Source organism: Microcella pacifica (genome assembly GCF_009371975.2).
In the GTDB taxonomy this organism is placed as follows: Bacteria; Actinomycetota; Actinomycetes; order Actinomycetales; family Microbacteriaceae; genus Microcella; species Microcella pacifica.
Map to the genome: position 1 here is coordinate 198,105 of NZ_VIKT02000001.1, position 22,813 is coordinate 220,917.

General features: G+C 68.8%; 22 protein-coding genes and 2 pseudogenes. 9 read left to right on the forward strand and 15 right to left on the reverse strand.

Annotation, left to right across the window (positions count from 1 at the left end; all coding sequences use genetic code 11):
- Nucleotides 1-149 precede the first annotated feature (149 nt).
- Both FK219_RS00945 and FK219_RS00950 read left to right on the forward strand, forming a co-directional pair.
- Entirely contained in the window at nt 150-725 is a 576-nt protein-coding gene (locus tag FK219_RS00945; RefSeq protein ID WP_152582013.1) for a 1-acyl-sn-glycerol-3-phosphate acyltransferase, read from the forward strand.
- Nucleotides 726-759: 34 nt separating this feature from the next.
- Nucleotides 760-1,215, forward strand: a complete 456-nt coding sequence (locus tag FK219_RS00950) for a hypothetical protein (protein WP_152582014.1) — start codon at nt 760-762, stop codon at nt 1,213-1,215.
- A gap of 28 nt (nt 1,216-1,243) precedes the next feature.
- Here the strand turns inward: FK219_RS00950 and FK219_RS00955 are convergent, their stop codons facing one another.
- The 6 genes from FK219_RS00955 to ychF form a co-directional block, all read right to left on the reverse strand.
- Nucleotides 1,244-1,501: a DUF4190 domain-containing protein gene (locus FK219_RS00955; RefSeq protein WP_328821551.1), complete on the reverse strand. Its 258-nt coding sequence runs from the start codon at nt 1,499-1,501 to the stop codon at nt 1,244-1,246.
- Between the two features lie 62 nt (nt 1,502-1,563).
- Complete coding sequence (locus FK219_RS00960; protein WP_165637996.1) at nt 1,564-1,719, reverse strand: hypothetical protein; 156 nt, start codon at nt 1,717-1,719, stop codon at nt 1,564-1,566.
- 143 nt (nt 1,720-1,862) lie between these two features.
- Nucleotides 1,863-2,258: a VOC family protein gene (locus tag FK219_RS00965; protein ID WP_152582015.1), complete on the reverse strand. Its 396-nt coding sequence runs from the start codon at nt 2,256-2,258 to the stop codon at nt 1,863-1,865.
- A gap of 69 nt (nt 2,259-2,327) precedes the next feature.
- On the reverse strand, nt 2,328-2,630 hold the full coding sequence (locus FK219_RS00970) for a HigA family addiction module antitoxin (RefSeq protein ID WP_152582016.1): 303 nt from the start codon (nt 2,628-2,630) through the stop codon (nt 2,328-2,330).
- Complete coding sequence (locus FK219_RS00975) at nt 2,617-2,898, reverse strand: type II toxin-antitoxin system RelE/ParE family toxin (protein WP_152582017.1); 282 nt, start codon at nt 2,896-2,898, stop codon at nt 2,617-2,619. Before FK219_RS00975 ends, FK219_RS00970 begins: the two co-directional genes overlap by 14 nt.
- Before the next feature lie 387 nt (nt 2,899-3,285).
- Nucleotides 3,286-4,377: a redox-regulated ATPase YchF gene (gene ychF, locus FK219_RS00980; protein WP_152582018.1), complete on the reverse strand. Its 1,092-nt coding sequence runs from the start codon at nt 4,375-4,377 to the stop codon at nt 3,286-3,288.
- Nucleotides 4,378-4,467: 90 nt separating this feature from the next.
- On the opposite strand from ychF, the gene FK219_RS00985 reads away from it, so the two are divergent.
- Entirely contained in the window at nt 4,468-6,123 is a 1,656-nt protein-coding gene (locus FK219_RS00985) for a cell wall-binding repeat-containing protein (RefSeq protein WP_152582019.1), read from the forward strand.
- Between the two features lie 17 nt (nt 6,124-6,140).
- Nucleotides 6,141-7,991 carry a gamma-glutamyltransferase family protein gene (locus FK219_RS00990; RefSeq protein WP_235923644.1) on the forward strand — a complete coding sequence of 617 codons (1,851 nt, stop codon included), beginning with the start codon at nt 6,141-6,143 and terminating at the stop codon, nt 7,989-7,991.
- 119 nt (nt 7,992-8,110) lie between these two features.
- Here FK219_RS00990 and FK219_RS13545 read toward each other — a convergent pair whose 3' ends face one another.
- Genes FK219_RS13545 through FK219_RS14050 form a run of 3 tightly spaced genes read right to left on the reverse strand, consistent with a single transcriptional unit; the run spans nt 8,111 to nt 10,648 of the window.
- Nucleotides 8,111-8,623: a metallophosphoesterase family protein gene (locus FK219_RS13545; protein WP_152582020.1), complete on the reverse strand. Its 513-nt coding sequence runs from the start codon at nt 8,621-8,623 to the stop codon at nt 8,111-8,113.
- On the reverse strand, nt 8,620-9,657 hold the full coding sequence (locus FK219_RS13550) for an LLM class flavin-dependent oxidoreductase (protein WP_152582021.1): 1,038 nt from the start codon (nt 9,655-9,657) through the stop codon (nt 8,620-8,622). Before FK219_RS13550 ends, FK219_RS13545 begins: the two co-directional genes overlap by 4 nt.
- Before the next feature lie 28 nt (nt 9,658-9,685).
- Entirely contained in the window at nt 9,686-10,648 is a 963-nt protein-coding gene (locus FK219_RS14050; protein ID WP_152582022.1) for a DMT family transporter, read from the reverse strand.
- 67 nt (nt 10,649-10,715) lie between these two features.
- Between FK219_RS14050 and FK219_RS01010 the strand changes: the two genes are divergently transcribed.
- The gene (locus FK219_RS01010; protein WP_152582023.1) at nt 10,716-11,330 is read left to right on the forward strand and encodes an exonuclease domain-containing protein; all 615 of its coding nucleotides are present in this window, start codon (nt 10,716-10,718) and stop codon (nt 11,328-11,330) included.
- Nucleotides 11,331-11,360: 30 nt separating this feature from the next.
- On the opposite strand, the gene FK219_RS01015 is transcribed toward FK219_RS01010, so the two are convergent.
- Entirely contained in the window at nt 11,361-11,912 is a 552-nt protein-coding gene (locus tag FK219_RS01015) for an OsmC family protein (RefSeq protein WP_152582024.1), read from the reverse strand.
- A 274-nt stretch (nt 11,913-12,186) separates the two neighbouring features.
- Here FK219_RS01015 and FK219_RS01020 point away from each other — a divergent pair, with 274 nt between their 5' ends.
- Entirely contained in the window at nt 12,187-12,714 is a 528-nt protein-coding gene (locus tag FK219_RS01020) for a DUF421 domain-containing protein (protein ID WP_152582061.1), read from the forward strand.
- Between the two features lie 243 nt (nt 12,715-12,957).
- Here FK219_RS01020 and FK219_RS01025 read toward each other — a convergent pair whose 3' ends face one another.
- A complete protein-coding gene (locus FK219_RS01025; protein ID WP_152582025.1) occupies nt 12,958-14,460 on the reverse strand; it encodes a CoA-acylating methylmalonate-semialdehyde dehydrogenase in 1,503 nt (500 codons plus the stop codon).
- Nucleotides 14,461-14,566: 106 nt separating this feature from the next.
- Nucleotides 14,567-15,481, reverse strand: coding sequence for a LysR family transcriptional regulator (locus FK219_RS01030; RefSeq protein ID WP_152582026.1), 915 nt, complete (start codon nt 15,479-15,481; stop codon nt 14,567-14,569).
- Between the two features lie 74 nt (nt 15,482-15,555).
- Here FK219_RS01030 and rmuC point away from each other — a divergent pair, with 74 nt between their 5' ends.
- Both rmuC and FK219_RS01040 read left to right on the forward strand, forming a co-directional pair.
- Nucleotides 15,556-16,803 (forward strand): DNA recombination protein RmuC, encoded by a 1,248-nt coding sequence (gene rmuC, locus FK219_RS01035; RefSeq protein WP_152582027.1) that lies wholly within the window; start codon nt 15,556-15,558, stop codon nt 16,801-16,803.
- Between the two features lie 74 nt (nt 16,804-16,877).
- Nucleotides 16,878-17,273: a VOC family protein gene (locus FK219_RS01040; protein WP_152582028.1), complete on the forward strand. Its 396-nt coding sequence runs from the start codon at nt 16,878-16,880 to the stop codon at nt 17,271-17,273.
- A gap of 224 nt (nt 17,274-17,497) precedes the next feature.
- Here the strand turns inward: FK219_RS01040 and FK219_RS01045 are convergent.
- Nucleotides 17,498-18,249, reverse strand: a pseudogene (locus FK219_RS01045) (IS3 family transposase); the annotation flags it as partial.
- A gap of 46 nt (nt 18,250-18,295) precedes the next feature.
- On the opposite strand from FK219_RS01045, the pseudogene FK219_RS01055 reads away from it, so the two are divergent.
- Nucleotides 18,296-19,520 (forward strand): annotated as a pseudogene (locus FK219_RS01055) (IS3 family transposase).
- A gap of 221 nt (nt 19,521-19,741) precedes the next feature.
- On the opposite strand, the gene FK219_RS01060 reads toward FK219_RS01055, so the two are convergent.
- Together FK219_RS01060 and FK219_RS01065 are read right to left on the reverse strand one after the other, a co-directional pair.
- Nucleotides 19,742-22,111 carry an MMPL family transporter gene (locus FK219_RS01060; RefSeq protein WP_152582031.1) on the reverse strand — a complete coding sequence of 790 codons (2,370 nt, stop codon included), beginning with the start codon at nt 22,109-22,111 and terminating at the stop codon, nt 19,742-19,744.
- A gap of 36 nt (nt 22,112-22,147) precedes the next feature.
- Nucleotides 22,148-22,813 (reverse strand): TetR/AcrR family transcriptional regulator (locus tag FK219_RS01065; RefSeq protein ID WP_210416743.1); only part of this gene is annotated, 666 nt, incomplete at its 5' end.

The following is a 22,813-nucleotide window of genomic DNA, read 5'->3' on the forward strand; positions in this document are numbered from 1 at the left end:
GTGCGGGTGGGGCGTGCGGGCTGTGTGTCGGCTCTGCGCCGATGCCGGTCGGAATACCCGTGATCGCCCTGTGCCTCTCGCGGCACATGCCTCGCGAGGCACACTCCCCCGCGTGCGTGTCGGCTCCCACGGCGACATACGCTTGACCCATGGTCGTTCGACGCCTCGTCGCCCGCGCGTTCTGGGCCGTCAGCCGCTGGAAGCTCGTCTCGGAGCCCGCCCCCGATCGCCCCACCGTTCTCGTTGGGGCACCGCACACGTCGAACTGGGATTTCGTCTTCATGCTCGCGATCGCCTGGCGGCTCGACCTGCACTTTCGCTGGCTCGGCAAGAAGAGCCTGTTCCGCGGCTGGCGCGGGCCGATCATGCGACGCCTCGGCGGCATACCTGTCGACCGGGATGCTCCAGCTCTCGTGGTGTCGGAAGTGCTCGAGCGCATCCGCTCTGGCGATGTCTTCGGCCTCGTCGCCACCCCCGATGGCACCCGCAGAGGCCACAGCCACTGGAAGTCGGGCTTCTACCGGATCGCGCGCGAAGCGGGCCTCCCGGTCACGCTGGGCTACGTCGACCGCACGACCATGACCACCGGGCTCGGGCCGACGCTTGAGCTCACCGGCGACGTGCCGCACGACATGGACCGCATTCGCGCCTTCTACGCCGACAAGTCGGGGGCTCGACCCGAGCACCGGGTTGAGCCGAGGTTGCGCGAAGAGCTCGGCAGCTGACGACACCGCGCGACTCGAGTGCGAGAATTGTCGAGTGAGCTTCGTGTTCGACGTCATCGGCGACCTGCTCGTCGGATGGCTCTGGTGGCTCATTCCCGAAGAGGTCGACCGACGCAACGACCGCAAACGGCTCCTCGTGGGGGAAGTGCGGTGCTCGATCCGTGCACTCGAACGACGCGTACTGAACATTGGTACCGAATGGAGCGGCGGCGTCGCCACCGTGGAACCCGGCCTGTTGCGCTTCAGCCCGTCGATCGGGATCGTCGGTGATCGCGTCGTGCCCGTGCAGAGCATCCGACCTGCCCCATCGCCCAACGCGCTCTCCATCAGTGGCGCGCCACTCGGGGGCGCCTCAGGCGGCATCGGCACCGGCTTCATCATCACCACCACCGGTGGAGAACTGACGGTCACCTTTCCGACGGTGGTTGCCACGGAGGTCGCCGACCTCCTCGCGAGCGCACCCCGCGCGACCGAGGCTGCCGAGAACTGAGCCGTCGCGCCACCGCGGAGGCGGGCTGCTAGCGGAAGACGGGAGCCTGGCTGATCCCGTACGTGAAGAGTGAGAGCCAGACGATGAAGAAGATCACCTGCACGGTCGTGCCGACGATTCCGATGATCAGGGCGGCTGTAGCGAGCCCCCGACCTCCCTCATGCGTCACGGCGATCTGGCGGCGAGCCATCACGCCGAGCACGATGCCGACGATCGGGAGCATGAAGCTGGCGATGAATCCGACGAGTGCGAGCGTGTTGGTGCGAGGCGGGTAGGTCGTGGTCACGACTCATTCTCACACGCCGTCGCGGCGCAGCATCGCGAAGACGTGAGCGAGCGAGCTACCGATTAGGCGTTATCGAGGTCCGGTTCCGCTCGAGCTGCGTCGGCGATCTCCTCCTCCGGTCGAGGGGCGATCGTCTCATCGTCCTCGAGCTCGGGGATGCTCGACTCGTCGGGCGCGGGCGTGCGGCCCTCCGAGGCACCCTCATTGTGGGAAGTCATCTTGGCTCCTTGTCGTCGATGAATCGGTAGACGATCTCACCAGCGAGTATCTGGGTGTCATGGTTCAAGGTCGTTGTTGCGTGAATCGTGTGTCATCTGATGGGCCAGTTCGCGCGCGCGGCGAGAAACCTCCCGTACGCCGGTCAGGTCAGCTGTGAGATTTCGAACAAGTGGCCGTCCGGGTCGCGGAAGAATGCCCGAATCTCGCCACCTCGATCAAGAGGTGCGCTCAGAAACTGGGCTCCGCGCGCGCTGAGCAGGACGTAGGTGCCCTGACAGTCATCGACCCGAAAGATGAGCTGCGAGCTGACGTGATCAGCATCACCCGGCGCGGCGAACGTGACAGTCGGCTTTTCCGGGCTCGGTCCACCGCCGGTGACGAGCAACAGCCAGTTCCCCAGCAGATCCAGCACCACCGAGGTGCCTCCGTATTCGCCGTAGACAGAGGCACCCAAGACCTTGACGTACCAGTCACGACTGGCGGTCGCATCTTCCACAACCAGCATGTGCGTCATCGCTCGGGCCTCGAATTGGTCCATGCCCGCAGGCTACTCCGACGGCCCGACTGCGGACGCCTACGCGAACGCTTCGGTCGAGCACCTCGGCCGTCACGCGACCTGGAGAGGCGTGATCGCGGCGATCTGGTCAGCTGCTCGATCTTGCGCACGATCGAGCTCGTAGTGCGTCTGCAGGTTCAGCCAGAACTCGGCCGACGTGCCGAAGTACTTCGACAGCCGAAGCGCGGTGTCTGCGCTGATTCCGCGCGTGCCATGCACGATCTCGTTGATGCGACGCGGAGGCACACCGATCGCAACAGCGAGGCGGTTCTGGGTGATGCCAAACCCCCTGATGAAGTCCTCCATGAGAACCTCGCCCGGATGAATCGGGGGAATCTTGTCAGTGATAGTCAACGATCTCGACCTCCTCTGGCCCAGCATCGGTCCACACGAAGCAGATCCGCCACTGGTCGTTGATTCTGATGCTGTGCTGCCCGGCTCGATTGCCTTTCAGCGCCTCAAGCCGATTACCGGGCGGGATTCGCAAGTCGTCAAGAACGGTCGCGGCTCCCACTTGGCGAAGCTTCCGCAGCGCCACCGAATGGATCCGAGGATCGATCGACGGCACCCGTTCACGACGCCACAGTCGCTCTGTGTCTTTGCTGCCGAACGACCGGATCACGCGATCATTGTATAACGCGTCGCGTCAATAACGCTAGGCGTTAAGCCGGGACTCGACCACTTCACAAGCCACGATCTCGCATGACGCGAGCGGACTCGAGCTCGTGGAAGTGCTCATCAATGAAGCTGCGAAGTTCACTGGAAGGCAACCACTCAATCGCCGACTCGTTGAGTCTTGCAATAAGCGCTTCTCCATCCCAATAGGAATCGGTACATTCGGCGTCCGGATCGTCCCAAGGAACGTCATGCAACTCCCAGAGCGGCGGGGAACGACGAAAGTTCCAACGCGGCGGGGGAAGTTGGACGAGCAATACGGCCCGACCCGCGACCTCTCCTGCGGTTGCACGGCCCCCGAGCACCGTTGAGTCGAGAAGCATCGGACATCTACCTACTTCTGGTTTCCAGACGTTGCTTGGAAGCGGAACTCGACCACGTCGCCGTCCTGCATGACGTAGTCCTTGCCCTCGATGCGGGCCTTGCCCTTCGCGCGGGCCTCCGCGACCGAACCACACGCGACGAGGTCGTCGAAGCCGATGATCTCGGCCTTGATGAAGCCCTTCTCGAAGTCGGTGTGGATGACACCGGCTGCCTGCGGGGCCTTCCAGCCCTTGCCGATCGTCCAGGCGCGCGACTCCTTCGGGCCCGCCGTGAGGTACGTCTGCAGTCCGAGCGTGTCGAAGCCGATGCGCGCGAGCTGCGAGAGCCCGCTCTCCGTCTGACCCGTCGACGCGAGAAGCTCGGCCGCGTCCTCGGGGTCGAGGCCGATGAGCTCGCTCTCGATCTTCGCGTCGAGGAACACGGCTTGCGCCGGCGCGACCAGTGCGGCGAGCTCGTCCATGCGCGCGCGGTCGCCGAGCACGCCCTCGTCGACGTTGAACACGTAGATGAACGGCTTCGCGCTCAGCAGGCCGAGCTCGCGGATCGGGGAGGCGTCGAACCCGGCGGCGGAGAGCGTGCGCCCGGCCTCGAGGTGGGCCTTCGCAGCGAGGGCCGCATCCATGACCGCAGGATCCAGCTTCTTGCCCCGCAGCTCCTTCTCGTATCGCGGGAGCGCCTTCTCGAGCGTCTGCAGGTCGGCGAGCATGAGCTCGGTGTTGATCGTCTCCATGTCGCTCGCCGGGTCGACTCCGCCGGCGACGTGCACGACGTCGCTGTCGGTGAAGGCGCGCACGACCTGCGCGATCGCGTCGGACTCGCGAATGTTCGCGAGGAACTGGTTGCCGAGGCCCTCGCCCTCGCTCGCACCCTTGACGATGCCCGCGATGTCGACGAACGACAGAGTGGCGGGCAGGATGCGCTCACTGCCGAAGATCTGCGCGAGCACCGTCAGGCGCTCGTCGGGCAGCTCGACGACACCCACGTTCGGGTCGATCGTGGCGAACGGATAGTTCGCCGCGAGCACGTCGTTCTCGGTGAGCGCGTTGAAGAGGGTGGACTTGCCGACGTTGGGCAGGCCGACGATGCCGATAGTGAGAGCCACGGGGGTTCAGCCTACCGGCGACCGCTGAGCCGAGAGCGCCGATCTCGGGCGCATCAGCAGGGTTGCCGTCGCAGTCGGTAGCATCGAGGGATGCTCGGCCTCCGCCCTCGCGCCGCCACCGCCCTCGCCCTCCTCGCCGGCGCGGGCATCGTGCTCGCGGCTTCGGCCCCCGCTCAAGCGGAGCGCCCCGCCGTGCCGACCTCGCTCGGCTCGACGCAGCCCGTGACGTCGACCGTCTCGCCCGCCGCCGCGACGACCGAGCGCATCAGCGGCGCCGACCGGTACGCGACCTCCGTCGCGGCGAGCCTCGCGACCTTCCCCGGCCCCGACACCCCCGACGTCGTGTACCTCGTCGCGGGCGAGAACTTCCCCGACGCGATCGTTGCCGGGCCCGTCGCGGCCGCCGCCGGCGGGGGCCTGCTGCTCACCGCCTCGCGCAGCCTGCCGCGCGTCGTCGCCGACGAGCTGCGACGTCTCGACCCCGATCGCATCGTCGTCGTCGGCGGCACGAGCGCGATCTCGTCGTCGGTCGCGAGGGCCGCCGACGCCATTGCGCCCGTCGAGCGCATCGGCGGCGCCGACCGCTACGCGACCGCTGAGCTGCTCGTGCGCTCCGTCTTCAGCAGTGCCGACACCGTGTTCGTCGCCACGGGCGCGAGCTTCCCCGACGCTCTCGCCGCCGGCCCCGCCGCGGGCTCCGCGGGAGCGCCCGTGCTCATCGTGCGCGGCAACGGCTCTCGTCTCGACCGCACCGCTCTGCGGCTGCTGCGCGACCTCGGCACGACCTCGGTCGTGCTCGTCGGCGGCACGAGCGTCGTCTCCCGCGGCATCGCATCGCAGCTGGGTTCCGAGCTGGGCTCGAGCCAGGTGGAGCGCGCCGCCGGCGCCGACCGCTACGCCACGGCGCGCGCAATCTCCGAATCGGCGTTCGGCACGAGCGCGCCCCGCGTGCTCATCGCCTCCGGCACGAGCTTCGCCGACGCCCTCTCCATCTCCGTCCTCGCCGCGCGCGAGAACCTGCCGCTGTACCTCTCGCTCCCCTACTGCGCCCCCAGCTCGGTGCGCAGCGCCCTGGGCTCGAGCGCCATCACGACGCGCACCCTCGTCGGCGGGCCGGGCGCCCTCAGCCCCGGCGTCGAGCGACTCGAGCAGTGCCGAAGCCTGAGCTCAGCATCCTCACTGTGGGTGCTCGTGAACAAGCGCAACGGCATTCCGACGAGCTACGTGCCGAGCAGCCTGCGTCGCCCCTCGATTCCCAGCAGCGGCTCCTACCTGCTGCGGTCGGATGCGGCGGCGGCCCTCGAGCGCATGTACTCGGGTGTGCGCGCGGCGGGCGCGGGGAGTGTGGGGCTCACGAGCGGCTACCGGCCCGCGTCCTCCCAGGCGGCGATCTACAACAACGCCGTCCGCACGCGCGGCCAGACGTACGCCGACCTGTACGTCGCGCGACCGGGGCACAGCGAGCACCAGACGGGGCTCGCCGCCGACCTGTACCCCATCGGGGCCTCCAACTGCGGCTCATACACGTGCCTGGGCGCCACCCGCCAGGGGCGCTGGCTGGCCGCCAACTCGTGGAAGTACGGCTACATCCTGCGCTACGAGTCGGGCATGACGAGCGTCACCGGGTACGAGTACGAGTCCTGGCACTTCCGGTACGTCGGGGAGACGCTCGCCGCCGACTACGCCGCGAGCGGCCGGCGCACGCTCGAGCAGTTCTACGGCCAGCCGGCCGCGCCGCGCTACTGAGCGCCTAGCGTGGGAGCATGAGCGCCGACTCCCCCTCCCCCGCCTTCACCCCGGCGCCCGCCGACCGCACGCGCCCCGAGCTGCGGGGAACGTTCGGCATGGCGGCGAGCACGCACTGGCTCGCCACGGCCACCGCGCAGTCGGTGCTCGAGCGGGGCGGCACCGCCGTCGACGCCGCCGTGGCTGCGGCGTTCGTGCTGCACGTGGTCGAGCCGCACCTCAACGGGCCGGGCGGGGATCTCACGGCGCTCGTCGCACCCGCGGGCGAGCATCCCTTCGTTCTCGCAGGGCAGGGCGCCGCGCCGGCCGCCGCGACCATCGAGCACTACCGCTCGCTGGGGCTCGACGAGGTTCCCGGTGCCGGCCCGCTCGCCGCCGCCGTGCCCGGCTCGGTTGTCGCGTGGCTTCACCTGCTCGAGACGCGCGGCACCTGGGAGCTGGCCGACGTGCTCGCCCCCGCTCTCGGCTACGCGCGCGACGGGCACCCCGTGCACGAGAACGTGGTGCGCGTGATCACCGCGGTGGCGCCGCTGTTCGAGGAGCATTGGCCGACCTCGGCTGCGCAGTGGATGCCCGGCGGCACGGCTCCCGCACCCGGCGACATGATCACCAACGAGCCGTGGGCCGCGGTGCTCGCGCGCCTCATGGGCGCGGGCGAGGCGCCTTCGTCGAGTGCGGGCAGCAGCCGCGAGTCGCGCGTGCGCGCCGCGATCGACTGGTGGAACCGCGAGGTGGGCTCGGCCGTCGAGGAGTTCGTGCGCGAGCCCGTGCAGCACTCCCTCGGCGGCGCGCTGCCCGGCGTGCTCACCGCGGCGGATCTCGCCGCGTACGCGCCCGCCGAGGAGGAGCCCGTCGCGTTGAGCTTCCGCGGCGTCGACGTGGTCAAGGCCGGCCCGTGGAGCCAGGGGCCCGTGCTGCTGCAGGCGCTCGCGATCCTCGAGGCGCGCGCCGCGACATCGCCGCACGGCGATGCCGTGCTCGACCCGTCGACGGCGCTCGGCGTGCACACCATCACCGAGGCGCTCAAGCTCGCCCTCGCCGACCGCGACGCCTGGTACGGCGACCCCGCCCACGCCGAGGTGCCGCTCGCCGAGCTGCTGAGCGCGTCCTACGCGGCCGAGCGCGCTGCCGCGATCAGCGAGAACGCGTCGCGCGAGGTGCGCCCCGGCCGCCCCGGCGGCCGCTCGCCGTGGATGCCGCCCGTGCGCTCAGCCGGCGAGACTGCGGCCGATCCCCTGCCGGGCTCGGGCGAGCCGACGCTCGACCGCGCGGGGCGCCAGCGCGGCGACACGTGCCACCTCGACGTGGTCGACCGGCACGGCACGATGATCTCGGTGACGCCCTCGGGCGGCTGGCTGCAGTCGTCGCCCACGATTCCGGGTCTCGGCTTCTGCCTGGGCACGCGCCTGCAGATGGCGTGGCTCGACGAGGATGCTCCGTCTCGGCTTGCGCCGGGCATCCGGCCGCGCAGCACGCTGTCGCCGACCATGCTCGTGCGCGACGGGCGCGTGATCGAAGCGCTCGGCACCCCGGGCGGTGACCAGCAGGACCAGTGGCAGCTGCTCTACCTTCTGCGCCGGCTCGTGGGAGGCTACGAGCCGCAGCAGGCCATCGACGCGCCCATGTTCCACACCGATGCGATGGTCTCGTCGTTCGAGCCGCGCACGGTGCAGCCGGCGTCGCTCACGGTCGAGTCGCGGCTGGGGGATTCAGTGATCGAGGAACTGCGGGCGCGCGGCCACGAGGTGACGGTCATGGGGCCGTGGAGCCTCGGCCGCCTGAGCTGCGTGGGTGTCGACCCCGAGCGCGGCTGCTTCTACGCGGCGGCGAACTCGCGCGGGGCGCAGGGGTACGCCGCCGGGCGCTGAGACACACCGCGCGGGGCGACCCACCCGACCTGGAACGACTCGCCCGTTCCGGAACCGGTGAAGCGTTCCCGAACGGGCGAGTTCGGCGCTGCACGCGGAGGAGCGTCCCGCCGAGCAACTCAGCGCGGGGTCGGCACGAGGGTCACGTCGTGCAGAGCGCCGTCGGCGACGTGGGCGGTCATGACCGTGCCGACGGGCTGGCGCCGCCGGTCAGTCGGCGAGCCCGGGTTGAGGAGGCGCACGCCGCCGGGAGTCGTCGAATCCCAGGGGATGTGGGAGTGGCCGAAGACGAGGACGTCGGCGGGAGCATCCGAATCGGGACCGAACAGGGCGTCGCACCGGCGCTCGCGACCCGCTGCGGCGCCTGTCTCGTGGATGACCGCGATACGCACGCCCTCGACCTCGACGCGGGCAACCTCGCCGAGCCGGTCGTGCAGCTCGGGGCCGTCGTTGTTGCCCGCAACGCCGACGAGGCGTGCCGCGCGCGACTCGAGTGCGTCGAGCGTCGCGACGTCGACCCAGTCGCCCGCGTGGATGACGAGGTCTGCCTCGTCGACGAGGCGCCACACCTGCGGCTGCAGGGCCTTCGCCCGCACGGGCAGGTGCGTATCGCTGAGAAGGAGGATCCTCACGCGAGCGAGGGTACGACCTCGGCGTCCACGATGGGCATGATGTCGCGCTTGATGGACTCGAGGATGCGGGCATTGAACTCCGGCCCGAGCTGGTTCGGCACGGTCACGAGCAGCGTGTCGGCGGCCTGCACGGCGGCGTCCTGCGCGAGCTCCGCGGCAATCGCGTCGGGTGCTCCGATGTAGGAGCGGCCGAAGCGCGAGCGCGCACCGTCGAGAATGCCCACCTGGTCGCGCTGGGCGCCCTGCGCCTGCACGCCGAAGTAGTACTGCGTCTCCTCGTCGATGATCGGCAGGATGCTCCGACTCACCGACACCCGCGGCGTGCGAGCGTGCCCCGCCGACGCCCATGCCTCGCGGTACATCGCGATTTGCTCCGCCTGCAGCTCGTCGAACGGAGCCCCGGTGTCCTCCGTGAGCAGCGTCGAACTCATGAGGTTCATGCCCTGCTCGGCCGTCCACACGGCGGTCGCGCGCGTGCCCGCGCCCCACCAGATGCGGTCGCTCAGGCCCGGCGCATGCGGCTGGATCGGCTGCATCGCCGTCGTGCCCGTCATGTGCGGGTTCGCGGGCGCGAAGCCCTCCCCGGCGATCGCGCGGCGGAAGATGTCGGTGTGGCGCCGCGCCATGTCGGCGTCGCTCTCGCCCTCGGCGGGCTTGAAGCCGAATGCGCGCCAGCCGTCGACGACCGTCTCGGGTGACCCCCGGCTGATGCCGAGCTGCAGTCGGCCGCTCGCAATGAGGTCGGCCTGTGCGGCGAGCTCCGCCATCGCGAGGGGGTTCTCGTAGCGCATGTCAATGACGCCCGTGCCGAGCTCGATGCGGCTCGTGCGCGCACCCGCGGCGGCCAGCAAGGGCCACGGCGAGGCGTGCTGGCGGGCGAAGTGGTGCACGCGGAAGTACGCGCCGTCGACGCCGACCTCCTCGGCGGCGACCGCGAGCTCGATCGCCTGCTGCAGCACTTCGGCGCCTGTGCGCGTGCGCGAGCCGGGGACGTCCTGCCAGTGTCCGAAGGAGAGGAATCCGAGCTTCGTCATGCTGGAGTCAATGCGTTCGTATGCAGAACTATTCCCGGCGCGCGGGGTCGGCGGGAGCATCCGGGTCAGGCTTCTCCGGGTCGAGCGGCTCCGGCAGAGCGGGAACGCCCGGTTCGTGATCCCTTCCCGGCCGCGTCGTCAGGTACACGCCGGCGAGCACGACCGCGCCGCCGACGACCTGGCCGATCGTGAGGACGTCGCCGAACGCGAGTGCGATGACCGCCGTGAACACCGGCAAGAGGTTGAGGAACACGCCCGTCTTCGACGCGCCGAGGGTGCCGACCGCGATGTTCCAGAACAGGTAGGCGAGGGCGGAGGGGAAGACCATGATCCAGACGAGGCCCCACCACGCCCCAGCGCTCGGCCCGGCCTCGATGCCGGGCGCCCCGAGCACGGCGACGACGGGAACGAGCATGACCGCGCTCATGGCCGCCTGGATCGTCGTCGCCGTGATCGGCGGAGTCGTCAGGCGGCGGCTCGTGATGACGTAGGCCGTCCACACGCTGATCGCGCCGAGCATGAGCAGGTCGCCGGGCGAGAAGCCGATGCCTTCGCTGAGGCCCTGCCCCGTGAGGATGACGATCAGCACACCCGCGAACGACACGACGATGCCGACGACGCCGGGTCGTCGGATGCGCTCGTGCAGCACGATGACCGCCGCGATCGCGATGACCGCCGGGTTGAGCGCCGTGATGACGCTCGCCGTCACCGGCGAGGTCGACTCGAGCGCCGAGTAGAGGAAGAGTGTGTAGAACACCATGCCGAGCAGTGCCTGCACGAGGTGCAGGCGCCACTCGCGCAGAGCATCCCGCCACCGGGGCTTCTCCAGCCACCACGCCACGACGACGAGGATCGGCAGCGCGCCCACCCAGCGCAGCCATGTCAGTTCGAGCGGCGAGAACTCGGCGACCACCCGGTCGGCGACGACGAAGTTGCTCGCCCAGAACAACTGGGCGAGCACGGCGGGGCTGAAGCGGCGGAGGGCGTTCACGGTCTCAGGCTAGGGCCGCGCGGCGCGCCCGGAGCACGCGGTCGGGGGCGCATGCGAGCATCGGAGCGTGCCCCTGAACTTCACCGCCATCGACTTCGAGACCGCCAACAATGCTGCGGCCTCCGCGTGCTCGGTGGGGCTCGTGAAGGTGCGCGACGGTCGCGTGGTCGACAAGGCGGGCTGGCTAATCCGCCCGCCGCTCGGCTTCGACCACGTGCTCGAGTGGAACACGCGCATCCACGGCATCACCGCCGCCGACATCGTCGACGCGCCTCTGTGGTGCGATCAGGTGGATGCCCTGCTCGACTTCGTCGACGGCGACGTTCTCACCGCCCACAACGCGGGGTTCGACATGGGGGTGCTGCGCGCCGCCTGCGAGGCGAGCCGGCTCGAGACGCCCGACCTGCGCTACCTGTGCAGCCTGCGGGTCGCGCGCAAGACCTACCACCTCGACTCCTACAAGCTGCCCGTCGCGGCGATGGCGGCGGGCTTCGAGGACTTCGCCCACCACGACGCGCTCGCCGACGCCGAAGCGTGCGCCGCCATCATCGTCCATGCGGCGAAGCGCCACGACGTCTCCACGATGGAGGACCTCGCGCGCATCACGGGCGGCGGGCTCGGCCTCATCGGTCCGGCGGCCGAGGCGGCCGCGGCTGACCGACGCCCGGCCGTGCTCGGCTAGGCCGAGTCGCTCCGGCCCGAGCGACGCGGTTCAGCCCTTGCGCACCGTCGCGGTCACGGGCGTCGCGTTCGCGAACAGGTCGAGCACCGGGCAGTGCGCGTCGACAGCCTCGCGCAAGTGCTCGTAGCGCTCCTGCGACTCGGGGCCGGTGATCGTGATCGCGAGCCGCACGTCGCTGAAGCCGGCCCGCACGCCCTCGTCGATGCCGAACAGGCGGCGCGCATCCAGATCGCCTTCCGCGTCGATCGTGATGTCGTCGACCTGGATGCCCAGCGCCTGCGCGTACAGGCGGTAGACGACGACCTGGCACGAGATGAGAGCGCCGAGCGCGAACTCGACGGGGCTCGGAGCGACATCGTCGCCCGCGAGCGCGGCCGGCTCGTCGACGACGAACGCGTGCTTGCCGGCGCGGATCGTCGTCGCGACCGAGCCCTCGCCGACGCCCGAGACGCGGTAGGTGAGCTGGGCGGAGGTCGCGTCTGCGGCAATGCGATCGCCCCAGGCGGCGCCCGCCTCGGTGAGCCGCGCGGCCCGCTCGTCGGCGGTGGACGTGGGGACGGAGGGTGCGGTGAGAAGAGTCATGCGGGCGACGCTAGGCGGGATGCCCGGCGCGCGTCGAGGGCGGCCGTCACGCACCGCAACACGACGTCACGCAGTGACGCGCGACGTCACACCCCGCAACATGCGCCAGATCTGACGCGAAGTGGCGCATCCGGAGGAGGCGAGCGCCCCCTTGCGCCAGATCTGACACTGGTTGCGGCGCCACATCCCGGAAGCTGGGAGGCCACTCGCGCCGACGGGCTACCGTGGCGAGCGCTCGCGGCCCCCGAGTGCCGCGCGCGGAGAGGGGAGCGTGATGTGGTTCGACTCGTGGGGAGACATAGCGCGGGTGCTGCTCGTGGGGAGTGCCGCGTATGCGACGCTCATCGTCGTACTGCGGCTGAGCGGCAAGCGCACGCTGAGCCAGCTCAACGCCTTCGACTTCGTCGTCACCGTCGCGATCGGCTCGACGCTCGCGACGATCCTGCTGAGCTCCGACGTGTCGTGGTCCGAGGGTCTCGCGGCCCTCGCCCTGCTCGTCGGCCTGCAGCTCGTCGTCGCGCTCGTGTCATCGCGGTGGCCGCGCACTCGCTCCGTCGTCTCTGCTCAGCCGGTCGTGCTCGTGCGCGACGGCGCACTCAGGCGCGACGCGATCGCCCGCAACCGGCTCACGGAGACCGAGGTCGAGCAGGCGGTGCGCTCGAGCGGCAGCGGGGACCTCGCGAGCATCGCCGCGATCGTACTCAAGACCAACGGCACGCTCAGCGTCATCCCGCGCGAGAAGTACGGCGACGGCTCCGCGATGGGCAGCATGCGCGACCGCGACGCCGCCGACGAGACGTAGCCGCGCGCCCGCGCACGCGCCCGCGCCCACGCCCACGCCCGCGCACGCGCCCGCGCCCACGCCCGATCGTCGCGCCCAAGTCCGCCCCACGTGCCCCGAGCCCGTTCTTCGTGCTCCCAGAATTGCCCCAAGAGGGCGGAACCGCGGGCGGCGAGTGCCCCTCTGCGCCAGATCTGGCGCGTAGGGGCGCTCGCGCAGCGCGCCGCGGAGCGGCGCGGAGCGGAGCGGAGCGCTGCGCGAGCGCTAGTTCTGCGGGAAGCCCAGGTTGATGCCGCCGTGCGAGGGGTCGAGCCAGCGCGAGGTGATCGCCTTCTCGCGCGTGAAGAACGGGATCGCCTGCGTGCCGTACGCCTTCGCGTCGCCGAAGAGCGAGTTCTTCCAGCCGCCGAACGAGTAGTAGCCGACCGGCACGGGGATGGGCACGTTGATGCCGATCATGCCCACGGTGACCTCGTTCTGGAAGCGCCGCGCGGCTCCGCCGTCGTTGGTGAAGATCGCCGTGCCGTTGCCGTACTGCGAGCCGTTGATGAGGGCGAGCCCCTCCTCGTACGTCTTGACGCGCACGACGGAGAGCACGGGGCCGAAGATCTCGTCGGTGTAGACGCGCGAGGTCGTGGGCACCTTGTCGACGAGGGTCGGGCCGAGCCAGAAGCCGTTCGCGTCGCCGTCGACCTCGATGCCGCGCCCGTCGACGACGATCTCGGCGCCGTCCTCGGCGGCGACGTCGAGGTAGGAGGCGACCTTGTCGCGGTGCTCCTGCGTGATGAGCGGGCCCATGTCGCAGCTGCGCGTGCCGTCGCCGACCTTCAGGCCGCTCATGCGCGAGCGGATCTTGTCGATGAGCTCATCGGCGACGGGCTCGACGGCGACGACGACCGACACGGCCATGCAGCGCTCGCCGGCCGAGCCGAAGCCCGCGTTGACGGCGGAGTCGGCGACGAGGTCGAGGTCGGCGTCGGGCAGCACGAGCATGTGGTTCTTGGCGCCGCCGAGGGCCTGCACGCGCTTGCCGTTCTTGGAGGCGGTCTCGTAGATGTAGCGGGCGATCGGCGTCGACCCGACGAAGGAGATGCTGGCGATCTCGGGATGCTCGAGCAGAGCATCCACGGCCTCCTTGTCGCCGTTCACGACGTTGAGAACGCCGTCCGGCAGACCGCACTCCTTCATGACCTGCGCCATCCACAGCGACGCCGAGGGGTCCTTCTCGGAGGGCTTGAGCACGACCGTGTTGCCTGCGGCGATCGCGAGCGGGAAGAACCACAGCGGCACCATGGCGGGAAAGTTGAAGGGGCTGATGATGCCGACGACGCCGAGAGGCTGCTTGAGCGAGTAGACGTCGACGCCGGTGGAGACGTTCTCGCTGTACTCGCCCTTGAGCAGCTGCGGGATCGAGCAGGCGAGCTCGACGATCTCGAGGCCGCGCGCGATCTCGCCGGCCGCGTCGCTGAGCACCTTGCCGTGCTCCTCGGTGAGGATCGCCGCGAGCTCGTCCTTGCGCGCGTTGAGCGCCTCGCGGAAGGCGAACATGATCTGCTGGCGCTTCGCGATCGACGTGCCAGCCCACCCGGGCTGCGCTACTGCGGCGACGGAGACGGCGTGGTCGACGTCGGCGGTCGAGGCGAGGGCGACCTCGCGGGCGACGGCGCCGCGAGCAGGGTTGTAGACCGGCGCGGTGCGCGTAGAGGTGCCGGCGAAGGCCTCGCCGCCGACCCAGTGCTGCACGAGCGAATTCTGGACATCGGTCATGGGGTGCTCCTTCACGCGGACGACGGTGGTCGACCCCAGTCTGCGCTCCCCACGCTCTGCGATCAAGCACCGAAGTCGCACACGCTATCTGCGAAAACGCACAGCACTAGCCACCCGGCAGCAGCTCGGCGCGACGCCGGTCAACCTCATCGCGCAGCGCCTCGCGCACGATCGCGACGGCATCCACCGCGGGGCTGTCGGGGCGCGTGGAGAGCGTGAACGGCAGCCGGAAGTCGACCGCGCCGGGCAGCACCGGCACGAGCCCCTCGACGCCCTCGGCCATGAACGCGTGCAGCAGCCCGATGCCCGCCCCGGCGCGCGCCGCCTCGAGTTGCGCGAAGACGCTCGTCGAGCCGAAGCCGAGCCGCATGTCGCCGAGCACGGGGGCGAGGTCGAGTTCGTGCACCGTGAGCAGGGCATCCACGTAGAAGACGAGGTCGTGGCCGGCGAGGTCGGCGGGGTCGCGGATAGGCGGCCGCGCGGCCAGGTACTCGGGCGAGGCGTAGAGGCGCAGCGAGTACTCCGTGAGAAGCTCGGACTGCACGCGCGACCCCGCCGTCGACCCGATCGACACGACGAGATCGAAACCGGAGCCGCGCAAGGAGATCGGCTTCGTGGAGGTCACGAGCTCGACGGCGATTCCGGGATGCTCGGTGCGCACCCGCGCGAGCGCCGCAGCCGCGAACACCGCGCCGAAGCCGTCGGGCGTCGCGACCCGCACGGTGCCGCGCACGACGTCGCTGCCGGACGCCGCCGCGACGACCTGCTCGACGAGCCCCTCGAGGCCCGAGGCGCGCTCGACGACGTCGCGCCCGATCGCGGTGAGCTGCCACCCGTCGGCACCGCGGTCGAGCAGTCGCACGCCGAGCGCCGCCTCGAGGCGGTCGAGCCGCCGCCGCACGGTCGTGTGGTCGACGCCGAGGAGCGCCGCGGCCGACACCATGCGGCCGACGCGCGCGACGGCGACGAGGTAGCGCAGGTCATCGGTGCTCACGTCGAGGGAGCGCGGCGCCTGGGTCATGCCCTCACGATACGACCACGGCCACCGTCTCCTCGGGACGATCGCTGTCGGATGCTCCTGGCACACTGGCTCGTATGGACTTCCTGCTCCCGCTCCTGCTCGGCCTCGTCGTCGGCGCTGTGCTCGGCGTCATCATCGGCCTCCTCCTCTCGCGTCGCGGGGGCGCAGCGGCAGAGCTCGCCGCACTGCGCGAGCAGGCCACCGCTGCGGAGGTGCGCGTCGCCCAGGCGGAGTCGCGCGCGAGCGCCCTCGACGAGCAGCTCGCCCTCGCCCGGCATCGCGACCTCGAGCGGGAGGAGCGCGACAAGCAGGAGAGCCGCGTGCTGCAGGCCCTCGCGCCCGTGCAGGAGTCGCTGCGCACGATGCAGTCGAAGGTCACCGAGCTCGAGGCGCAGCGCAGCCAGCAGCACGGCCAGCTCGCGCAGCAGCTGCGCGCGGCGACCGAGTCGGAGGAGAGGCTGCGCAGCACGGCCGAGTCGCTCGCCTCGGCCCTGCGCTCGAACAGCGTGCGCGGCGTCTGGGGCGAGACGCAGCTGCGCAACGTCGTCGAGGCGGCGGGGCTCATCGAGCGCGTCGACTTCGACGTGCAGTCGAGCATCACCTCCGACGCCGGCGCGGGTCGCCCCGACATGGTCATCCACCTTCCCGGCGGCAAGAACATCGCCGTCGACGCCAAGGTGCCGTTCGAGGCGTACCTGCGCGCGAGCCAGATTCCCGTCACCGCGACGGGTGAGGAGGGCGCGCAGCGCGAGACCCTCATGAAGCAGCACGTGCGGCTCGTGCGCGGCCACATCGACACCCTCGCGAGCAAGGCCTACTGGGCGGGCCTCGAGGCCTCGCCCGAGCTCGTCATCGCCTTCATTCCGAGCGAGTCGCTCGTGTCGTCGGCCATGGAGGCCGACCCGGGCATCATGGACTACGCCTTCAGCAAGCGCGTGGCCCTCGCCTCCCCCGTCACCCTGTGGTCGGTGCTCAAGACCGTCGCGTTCTCCTGGCAGCAGGATGTCCTCACCGCCGATGCGAAGGTGCTCTTCGATCTGAGCCGCGAGCTCTACGGGCGCCTCGCGACGATGGCCGGGCACGTCGAGAAGCTCGGGCGCTCCATCGAGAGCACGATCAAGAACTACAACGGCTTCGTCGGGTCGATGGAGCGCCAGGTCTTCCCCACTGCGCGCAAGCTGCAGCGCCTCGACGAGTCGACCGTGCTCGGCACGCTCGACGCGATCGAGGAGGGGCCGCGCGAGCTCACGGCCATGGAGCTCGTCGCTGAGCTCGAGCAGGGCGAGGCGAGCACGGAGCGCGGCTCCGAAGCGAAGGGGTAGCGCCCCGGCGGGCGCGGTGCCATTCTGAGCGGCAGGGCGGCGATCGCTCCGCCGACACGAGAGGGGAGCATCCGATGCCCGACTACGTCTACGGATTCAGTGGGCTCGCCGTGCCCGACATCGACGCCGCTCGCACCTTCTACCGCGACACCCTCGGGCTCGACGTGACCGACGCGGAGATGGGCCAGCTCTCGCTCACCCTCCCGGGCGGCGGCTGGGTACTCGTGTACCCCAAGCCCGACCACTCCCCCGCCACCTACACGGTGCTGAACCTCGAGGTCTCCGACATCGACGACGCCGTCACCGACCTCATGGCACGCGGTGTCGAGATGACCCGCTACGAGGGTTTCGAGCAGGACGAGCTCGGCATCGCCCGCGGCATCGAGGGCGACTTCGGGCCCGATATCGCATGGTTCACAGACCCGGCGGGCAACATCCTCTCGGTGTTGGAGAATCCCACAAGCACCTAGCCGCAGGGCGACCACTGCTGGCTAGGATGAGCCGCACACACCAACGGCGGTGATCGATCGTCGTTGACCCTACGGCGAAAGATCAACGATGACCGAACGCCCCTGGCTCGCCCACTATCCGGCGGGACTGCTGAAGGTTCTGGTGACTCGTCTTCTTAGGCCGCGGATGCGGCCCGTGTGGTCATAATTGCTTCGAACTCGACCGGCGTCAATCTGCCCAGTACTCGTTGTTGGATCGCCATTCTGAGGGCCGCGACGGCGAGCTCCGAGGTCATCCGGTCAGCGATGGAGTATCCGACGATGCGGTTGGAAAACACATCCTTCATCGCGCACAGATAGACCTTCCCCTCGCTGGTGGGATGCTCGGTGATATCCGTCAACCACAGCAGGTCAGGCCGATTCGCAGTGAACTCGCGTCGGACGAGGTCGTCGCGCACCGGCGGCCCGACCAGGCGGCTCTTGCCCCGCTTCTTGCGCACGAACGCGCTGGTGATGCCCATCTGGGAGCACAGCCGCCAGACGCGTCGCTCCGAAGCGGTGAAGCCCGCGTCAGCGAGCTCGTCGGCGATGAACCGATACCCGAACGCCGGATCGTCGACGTGGATATCGATCGCAGCGTTGATCAGGTGCGCTTCGTCCCAGTCCCGTTGCGAAACCGGGTCGGCAAGCCACCGGTAATAGGGCTGCTTGGCGATCTTCAACACCCGGCACGTCACCGCGACCGGCACCCTCACGGGAGCGCCGGGCGCGGCCAGCTCCAGGACGAGCGGGTAGATCATTTTGAGATAGCGCCCTGCGACAGATAGGCAGCCGCTCGACGGAGCACCTCGTTCTCCTGCTCGAGCAGACGGATCCGTTTCCGCGCTTCGCGCAACTCGAGATTCTCCGCCGAGGTCGATCCCGGCTTGATACCGTCCTCGACCTCGGCCTTACGAACCCAGTTCTGGACACAGGTCTCGGAGATTCCGATGTCCTGAATCGGCCTGACTTTCGTTCCGTTCTTCAAGTAAGGATGGAACACGATGAACAGGAAGTATTCGCCGGAGATGCGTGAGCGGGCGTTGCGGATGCTCGCGGAGACGCGGCCGTCGCACCCCACGATGATGAGCGCCGTCCGCCACGTGGCAGGGCTGCTCGGGATGAGCCCCGAGACGCTGCGGCTGTGGCAACGCCGATACGAGGTCGACGCCGGGGTGACGACCGATGCAGCGGCTGAGATCAAGCGATTGCAGAAGGAGGTCTCGGAGTTGCGAAAGGCGAATGAGATCCTCAAGGCTGCGAGCATCTTTTTCGCGAAGGAGCTCGACCACCCCTCGACGAGATGATCCGGTTCATCAACGAGCATCGGGATCGTTTCGGGGTCGAGCTCATCTGCCAGGTCCTGCGGCCGGCAGTGAGAGGATTCCTGACCTCGCGCGGCTATCGCGCTGCGGCGGGCCGAGCGCCGTCCGCTCGGCAGTTGCGTGATGATCTGCTCGTGCCCGAGGTTGCGCGGCTGCACGCGGAGAACTACGGCGTTTATGGGCGACGGAAGATGCACGCGCTCCTGCGCCGGCAAGGGTGGGGCATCGGTCGCGATCAAACTGAACGGCTCATGCGGCTCGCCGGCGTGCGAGGCGTGAAGCGATCCAAGAAGGTGTTCACGACGAAGTCCGATCCGACGGTGGAGAAGCCGAAGGATCTCGTGCAGCGCCGGTTCACGGCCCCTGGCCCACGCCGTCTCTGGGTCGCCGACGTGACCTACGTTGCGACGTGGTCAGGGTTCGCCTACGTCGCGTTCGTCACCGATGTCTACTCGCGTCGCATCGTCGGCTGGAACGTCGCGTCGACACTGAGATCCGACATCCTGCCGTTGCAGGCGCTCGACATGGCCGCATGGGCCGCCGGTGGTCGACTCGACGGGCTGATCCACCATGCCGATCACAGGTCGAACTACCTCGCCGTGGTCTACACCGACCGCATCGAAGAACTCGGCGCGAAACCCTCGACGGGGACCGTCGGCGATTCCTTTGATAACGCCCTCGCTGAGGCCGTGAACGGACTCTACAAGACGGAACTGATCCGTCAGCGCGGGCCGTGGCGAACCGTCGAGCGGTCGAGCTCGCGACCCTCGAATACGTGTGGTGGTGGAACAACGCTCGCCTCCACGGCGAGCTCGACATGCGCACCCCACTTGAGGTCGAGCAGGCGTACTACGCTGACCTCGAATCAGCCCAACCGGCACCCGCCGGACAAGGCTCCCGATAGGAACGAAAGTCAGGCCGATTCAGTACTTCTTCGACTGCCTCACGGCGGAGGGTGTCCGCGAACTCGTCTGCGAGGCGCCCCCGCAATCCCGCGCCGACCTCGTTCACGGGGATGCGGTGGCATTCATTAGCGACGGTGCACCGTGCTGGTCGGAAAATCCGAACCATCGGACGACAAGTGCGTTCGACGACCCTCGCTCGGTAGTCGACGACGGAAATGCCTCAGCGCGACGGCTCCTGGGCTGACAGTTCCGAATGCATCCGTCCGTCGGGTTGCTGTTCAAGCTTGTGCCCTTCGATGTCGAGGTCGGGAAGGATCCGCTGGAGCCAGCGGGGTGCCCACCAGGTCGCCCGACCAAGGATCGCGAACGCCGCGGGGATGAGGGTCATGCGCACCAGGAACGCGTCGATGAGCACACCAATAGCGAGGGTGAAGCCGATCTGGGCGATCATCGTCTCCGGGGAGAAGATGAAGCCGGCGAAGACGGATGCCATGATGATCGCTGCGGCGACCACGACGCGCGAGGTGGCCGAGAACCCGTTGACTATGGCCTGCTGCGGGCTTTCGCCCTGGAGGAAGTGGTCGCGCATCGACGAGGACAGGAACACCTGGTAGTCCATCGCCAGTCCGTACAGGATGCCGGTGCCGATAATGGGGATGACCGGCACAAGGGGAGTGCCGGGCTCCACATTGAACAAGCCGCCTAGCCAGCCGTCTTGGAATACCAGAGTCGTCAGGCCCAGGGTCGCCAGGATGGATAGCACGAAGCCGCCGGTAGCGAGTATTGGCAGCAGCACGGAGCGGAAGGCGAACAGCAGGATGATCATCGACAGGATCACGATGATGGCGATATAGATCGGGAAGACCTCAGCCATCTTCTCGGTCATGTCTATCATCACAGCAGTGAGCCCGGTGACTCCCAGCGTTGCGCCGTCGCCGGAACCGTCCACGGCCGTTTCACGCAGCTCGTCCACGAGGTGCGCGGTCCGCTCGTCGCCCGGCCCGGTCTCGGGGATGACCATGAAGGCGACGGTGGCGTTGTCGTCGCTGGTGCCGATCAGCTGGGCTAGCCGCACGCCGTCCGCGTCGGAGATCCGTGTCGTGATCTCTGTGATCTGTTCCTCGTCGAAGTTGGACCCGGCCTCGGCCTCGGCGACCGCAATGAGCGGCCCGTTGAAGCCGGCGCCGAACGAATCGCCGACCGCATCGTAGCTCTGCCGGGCGGATGAGTCCGGGCTCGAGTTGCCGCCGGTGGGCATCCCCAGGGTCATGTTCGTGGCGGGTAGGGCCGCAAGTACGATGATGACCGTGGTGCCCAGGAGCACTAGCCAGCGGCGCTTGACGATGAACCCGGACCATCCGCGTGCGATGCGGTGGTGTTGATCCGCGGTCGCGCCCGTGGCGCGTGCTTTGACGGAGACGACCCTTTCGCCGACAAGGCCGAGGACGGCGGGCAGCAGGGTCAGGGCCACCAGGACGGCGACGGCGACGGTTCCGGCCGCGACGAGGGCCATCGCGGTGAGCATCGAGACGCCCACGGCGGCGAGGCCGACGAGTGCGACGACAACGGTGAGTCCGGCAAACACGACGGACGAGCCTGCGCTGCCAACTGCACGGCCGGTGGCCTCGCGAGCGGTGAGCTGCTGGACCCTGATCAGGTTGCGTTGGCGGTTGACGATGAACAGTGAGTAGTCGATGCCGACCGCAAGCCCGATCATGACGGCGAGGATCGGGGTCATCAGGTTGATCGGCTCGCCAGCAGCGGACGCGATGGCAATTCCCACGCCCACGCCGACGCTGACGATGCCGGTCACCAAGGGCAGGGCGCCTGCCAAGAACGAGCCGAGAACGAGTACCAGCACGACAGCTGCGATCAAGACGCCCACGATCTCGGCGGCGCCCAGCGCGGGCAGCGCGAACTTGAGTGATTCGCCGGGCAGGACGGTCAGGCCGGCCTCTCCGTCGTAGGCCTCGCCGGCCGCGATGATCTTCTCGATGTCAGCGGATCCCATCGACTGCACCTGCTGATCGAGTGCGAACTGGAACAGAGCTGCACTCTTGTCCTCGGAGATCAGCACCTGCGGGATGGGAAGCCCGTCGACGATCAGCGGCGCGAACCCATAGTCGTCGATCTGCTGCTGGATCTGCGCGTCTGCCTGCTGCTGGATCTGCGCCAGGTATGCCGCCTGTTCCGCCGCGGGAAGCGCAGCGGCCTGGGACATGAGGGCTTCGAGCTGCTCGACGAACGGTTGCTGCGCCTCCTCGACGGACCCTACGACGTGCTCTGTGCCGTAGACCGATTCGACCACGTCCATAATCACCTCGACACGCTCCGGCTCGGCAACCGAGCTGCCGTCTTCGGCGGTAAGGATGAAGCTCCCTTGGCCACGCGCCGCGTCGGGCAGCTCATCGGCGAGCGTGTCGAGGACATCCTGGGACGGAGTGCCGTCAATAGACAGGTTCGATGTGAGCTGTACGCCTCCCACCGCAATTACGGCGCCGAGCACCCCCAGGACGAGAGCCCAGGCGCTGATCGCGATCCAAGGTCGATGGAACGAGGAAAGGCCGAGGCGGTAGAGAAGGCTTGACATATGTGAACTCCTGGGTTTGCCGGTGGCAGTTGTGTGTTACCGAGTGTTCGCGAAACCAGAGCGAAGTCTGGCGAACATCACGTTGATGAGCGGATCCATGTTGTGGGCGAGTGTGGGCAGCGCGTCGTCACCGCGCGCCGGGAGGGCGATCTCACCCAAAGTGATTGCGCTGAAGATCCCATAGCAGGCGTTCACCAATAGCAGGGTGTCAAGGTCAGCACCGACGCCGCCAGTGGTCATGCCGAGGGCGCTGAGGAGTGGTCGCATGACCTGGCCATAGGTGGCGAGCAAGTACGGGCGCAGAGCAGGGTGGTCGCGTGCCAAGTCCTGCAACTGTGTCAATCGCTCAACGTTGCCCTGATTCAATTGCGAGCGTATCGCCCGTTCAAGTGCGTCGATGGCCGTCTCGCCCGACTCGACGCGCATACCTTTCAGCACCTGGAGCGCATCGATCACCACTACCGCTGCAACCGCCTCCTCTTTGCAGGAGAAGTGGTTGGCGAACGTTCGCCGGGAGTAACCGGTGGCGGTAGTGACTTCGTCAATCACAAAACCGCCCATCCCACGCTCGACCGCCAGACGGAAACTCGACTCAGCAAGCAGCCGCGAGGTCACCGCACGGTCAAGTCCCTGGAAGTGGTGTAACGGCTGATCCTTCGCTTTATGCGCTGAGTGCGATGAAGGTGTCGGCGACCACCTCGC

What these genes read in the sequence shown, in the direction of transcription:
- FK219_RS01040 (WP_152582028.1), top strand. Translation starts at nt 16,878, where the DNA reads ATGCCCGACTACGTCTACGGATTCAGTGGGCTCGCCGTGCCCGACATC.
- FK219_RS01015 (WP_152582024.1), bottom strand. Translation starts at nt 11,912, where the DNA reads ATGACTCTTCTCACCGCACCCTCCGTCCCCACGTCCACCGCCGACGAG.
- FK219_RS00965 (WP_152582015.1), bottom strand. Translation starts at nt 2,258, where the DNA reads ATGGACCAATTCGAGGCCCGAGCGATGACGCACATGCTGGTTGTGGAA.
- FK219_RS00945 (WP_152582013.1), top strand. Translation starts at nt 150, where the DNA reads ATGGTCGTTCGACGCCTCGTCGCCCGCGCGTTCTGGGCCGTCAGCCGC.
- FK219_RS01030 (WP_152582026.1), bottom strand. Translation starts at nt 15,481, where the DNA reads ATGACCCAGGCGCCGCGCTCCCTCGACGTGAGCACCGATGACCTGCGC.
- rmuC (WP_152582027.1), top strand. Translation starts at nt 15,556, where the DNA reads ATGGACTTCCTGCTCCCGCTCCTGCTCGGCCTCGTCGTCGGCGCTGTG.
- FK219_RS01025 (WP_152582025.1), bottom strand. Translation starts at nt 14,460, where the DNA reads ATGACCGATGTCCAGAATTCGCTCGTGCAGCACTGGGTCGGCGGCGAG.
- FK219_RS01020 (WP_152582061.1), top strand. Translation starts at nt 12,187, where the DNA reads ATGTGGTTCGACTCGTGGGGAGACATAGCGCGGGTGCTGCTCGTGGGG.
- FK219_RS00990 (WP_235923644.1), top strand. Translation starts at nt 6,141, where the DNA reads ATGAGCGCCGACTCCCCCTCCCCCGCCTTCACCCCGGCGCCCGCCGAC.
- FK219_RS00960 (WP_165637996.1), bottom strand. Translation starts at nt 1,719, where the DNA reads ATGACTTCCCACAATGAGGGTGCCTCGGAGGGCCGCACGCCCGCGCCC.
- FK219_RS01060 (WP_152582031.1), bottom strand. Translation starts at nt 22,111, where the DNA reads ATGTCAAGCCTTCTCTACCGCCTCGGCCTTTCCTCGTTCCATCGACCT.
- FK219_RS00985 (WP_152582019.1), top strand. Translation starts at nt 4,468, where the DNA reads ATGCTCGGCCTCCGCCCTCGCGCCGCCACCGCCCTCGCCCTCCTCGCC.
- FK219_RS13550 (WP_152582021.1), bottom strand. Translation starts at nt 9,657, where the DNA reads ATGACGAAGCTCGGATTCCTCTCCTTCGGACACTGGCAGGACGTCCCC.